This window comes from Anaerotignum lactatifermentans DSM 14214, from assembly GCF_900142265.1.
Taxonomy (GTDB): Bacteria; Bacillota; Clostridia; order Lachnospirales; family Anaerotignaceae; genus Anaerotignum; species Anaerotignum lactatifermentans.
On sequence record NZ_FRAH01000140.1, the window covers coordinates 1 to 2,545 of the forward strand.

4 protein-coding genes are annotated in these 2,545 nt (G+C 37.9%); all 4 read left to right on the top strand.

Annotation, left to right across the window (positions count from 1 at the left end; genetic code table 11):
• Nucleotides 1-185 (top strand): hypothetical protein (locus BUB35_RS19180; RefSeq protein WP_200777632.1); only part of this gene is annotated, 185 nt, incomplete at its 5' end.
• 21 nt (nt 186-206) lie between these two features.
• A complete protein-coding gene (locus BUB35_RS18090; RefSeq protein ID WP_072854005.1) occupies nt 207-992 on the top strand; it encodes a hypothetical protein in 786 nt (261 codons plus the stop codon).
• Complete coding sequence (locus tag BUB35_RS18095) at nt 892-2,175, top strand: PcfJ domain-containing protein (protein WP_143185512.1); 1,284 nt, start codon at nt 892-894, stop codon at nt 2,173-2,175. Before BUB35_RS18090 ends, BUB35_RS18095 begins: the two co-directional genes overlap by 101 nt.
• A 17-nt stretch (nt 2,176-2,192) precedes the next feature.
• Nucleotides 2,193-2,486: a hypothetical protein gene (locus BUB35_RS18100; RefSeq protein ID WP_072854010.1), complete on the top strand. Its 294-nt coding sequence runs from the start codon at nt 2,193-2,195 to the stop codon at nt 2,484-2,486.
• Nucleotides 2,487-2,545 lie beyond the last annotated feature (59 nt).

Genomic DNA, 2,545 nt, shown 5'->3' on the forward strand with positions numbered 1-2,545 from the left:
CGGAAAAAAGACGTCAGGAAGAAGTGGCAAAAAAGCGCAAAGAACAAGAAGAAAAGAGAAAGGCTGCTATGAAGAAGTCAAAGAACAAATCGGAAGAAAAAAAGGAACCTGTTGCAGCAACGATAGAAACAGCACAGGCTGATGAGCCTGAAAAACCAATGCAGGAACAGTTATCCCTGATTTGAAGAAAGGCAGATGAAGTTAGAATGGATAAAAGAAGTTTAAAAGGATACCCCATAAAAATGGCTAGTAAAAGTACGGTTAGTCAAGCCTGTAGGATTGAAAATACAGATTTTTATCTGCATGCACATACCGCTTTGATTTCACACCAGAGGATGCTTATTGTTTCTTTGTACGAGAAAGATAAACTGAGAAATAAAGATCAGTATCCGTCATTTCGTATTTTTATGACAAAAGAGAACTATATTACACAGGACTTTCGTGAAGAAGAGCCTGTATGGCGTACAGGACGTATGGAACATTTAACAGAAAGTACATGGTATAAGAAGATCGAAATTTCTTGCTGTGATGATCGTTCAGCTGCTGTTTTGAATCGCTTTTTTTCATATCTCAATATGGAGAAGCTTTCTCCAGTAGATAAGTTGATAAAAGGGCAAAAAAGAATCATGGAAAAGCGGCTGGAGAAAAAACATCAAAGGGAGAAATCGAAAATCGACCAAAAAATGCGTGAGGTGAAAAAACTGCCAAAGAACTTTATGGATTGGATCGATGAAACGGCAATGGCGCATAGCAGATATATCTACTATCAATATAGCAGAAAAAAATACATGGATGGATACTGCACCCATTGCCACAGTGATGTGAAAGTAAGCGGTGTAAAGCACAGAAAGATAGGGGGTTTGCCCAAACTGTGGCAAAAAAGTGCTGTTTTTGGCGGCAGGCAAGGCAACTCGTATCTTAGATCATGGAGAAGCTGTATATTTCCAGAAAACAAAAAAAGGGTTTGTGGTCAGATTTTTCTCTATCTATAAATACTATGGGAAGCATTATAAAACGCCTGAAATCAGGACGCTAGAATTAAAACGTATCTTTTATGAAGATACAAAGTGCCTGAAGTATGAATGGAGAAATTTCAAGCAGACAGGCGAAATTCGCTGGTGTGATGGTTGGGATGGCTATACCTTTTATGATGCTGCCTGCTATACAGCGAATTTAGAAAAAGCATTAACTGGCACTCCATATCAATATTGCGCTATAAAACAGTTTGCAGATCGTTATGAGGGTGCTAGCGTTAACGTGCCGTATTATCTGAAGCGTTATAGTTCAAAGCCGTTCATAGAGTATATGGTAAAAGCGGGACTTTATCATATGGTAGAAGAATTGACACAGCCTTGGTATTTTTTCGGTGAATATAATCAAGATGGGAAAAATCTGTTGGAAGTATTAGGTGTGACAAGAGAACAATTCCGTTTTATACAACAGAATGATATGTATAGCTTTGAATTTAGAACCTATAAAAAGATGCTTTCACAAAAAAAATGTAAGATACCGGAAGACTTCCGCAGTTTCTGTCAACAGTATGAGCGTGATATCAGTTTGATCCTGGAACTCATGCAATATACAACGCTGCATAAAGTAGAGCGATATTGCAGCCAGCAGACTACAGAGAAACAACCATATTTTGCAGTCATGCGATTGTGGAGAGATTATCTGAGGTTTGCCGTAAGGTTAGGCTATAATACCAAGAACAGCTTTGTTCTTTTCCCGAAACGTCTGATACAGGCACATGATCATGTGGCTGATGTGGTGCAGAAAATCGAAGAAAAAGAATTGCGTGAAAAAATGAAACTGGAGAATGAACGGGCAAAGAGTTTGCTGGAGAAGTACAGAAAGATTTATTCCTGGACGGATGGTGGGTTATCTGTAGTGGTACCAGAGGATCTGTTTTCTATTCGAGAGGAAGGTCATACGCTACATCATTGTGTTGCCAATTACACACAGGATGTTGCAGATGGCAAAACAATCATTTTATTTATTCGTAGAAATTCAGAGCTTACCAAACCTTTTTATACCATGGAAGTAACGGATGAAAGTATCAGGCAATGTCAGGGTTTTGGATATTGTGGATCGACAGAAGAAGTTAAAAACTTTGTGGATGCTTATGAACAGAAAGTTTTAAAACCACTGAAATTGCTGGCTCAAGCTGTTTCGTGATACTGCGAGGTGATGAAATGGAAGATATAGGAAATCTGCAAAAGATTTTTCATGTTTATGAAGAACGCTATCATAAAGCGGAAAAGATGGGCATTGATGAAAGTTCTCCGTTTTATGCAGCAATGAAGGAAATAGAGTGCAGGTATGTGGCGCTTTACTTTACAGTTGAAATGTTAAATTCTTTGAAAAATAAGTGTAATGAACAAGGGTTCATAAAATACTGTTATGAGTTTTTTCAGATGATCGCAAAACGAATGGTTCTCTACGAAGAAATCATTAACGAGGATGGGAAGAAAGAATATATTGCTTAGAAGATTAGAATATCAAGGCAAGATACCTATGCTGTAAATGCATATCAAAATGCAAAGCG

Coding starts and splice junctions, on each gene's coding strand:
- BUB35_RS18090 (WP_072854005.1), top strand. CDS start 207: ATGGATAAAAGAAGTTTAAAAGGATACCCCATAAAAATGGCTAGTAAA.
- BUB35_RS18100 (WP_072854010.1), top strand. CDS start 2,193: ATGGAAGATATAGGAAATCTGCAAAAGATTTTTCATGTTTATGAAGAA.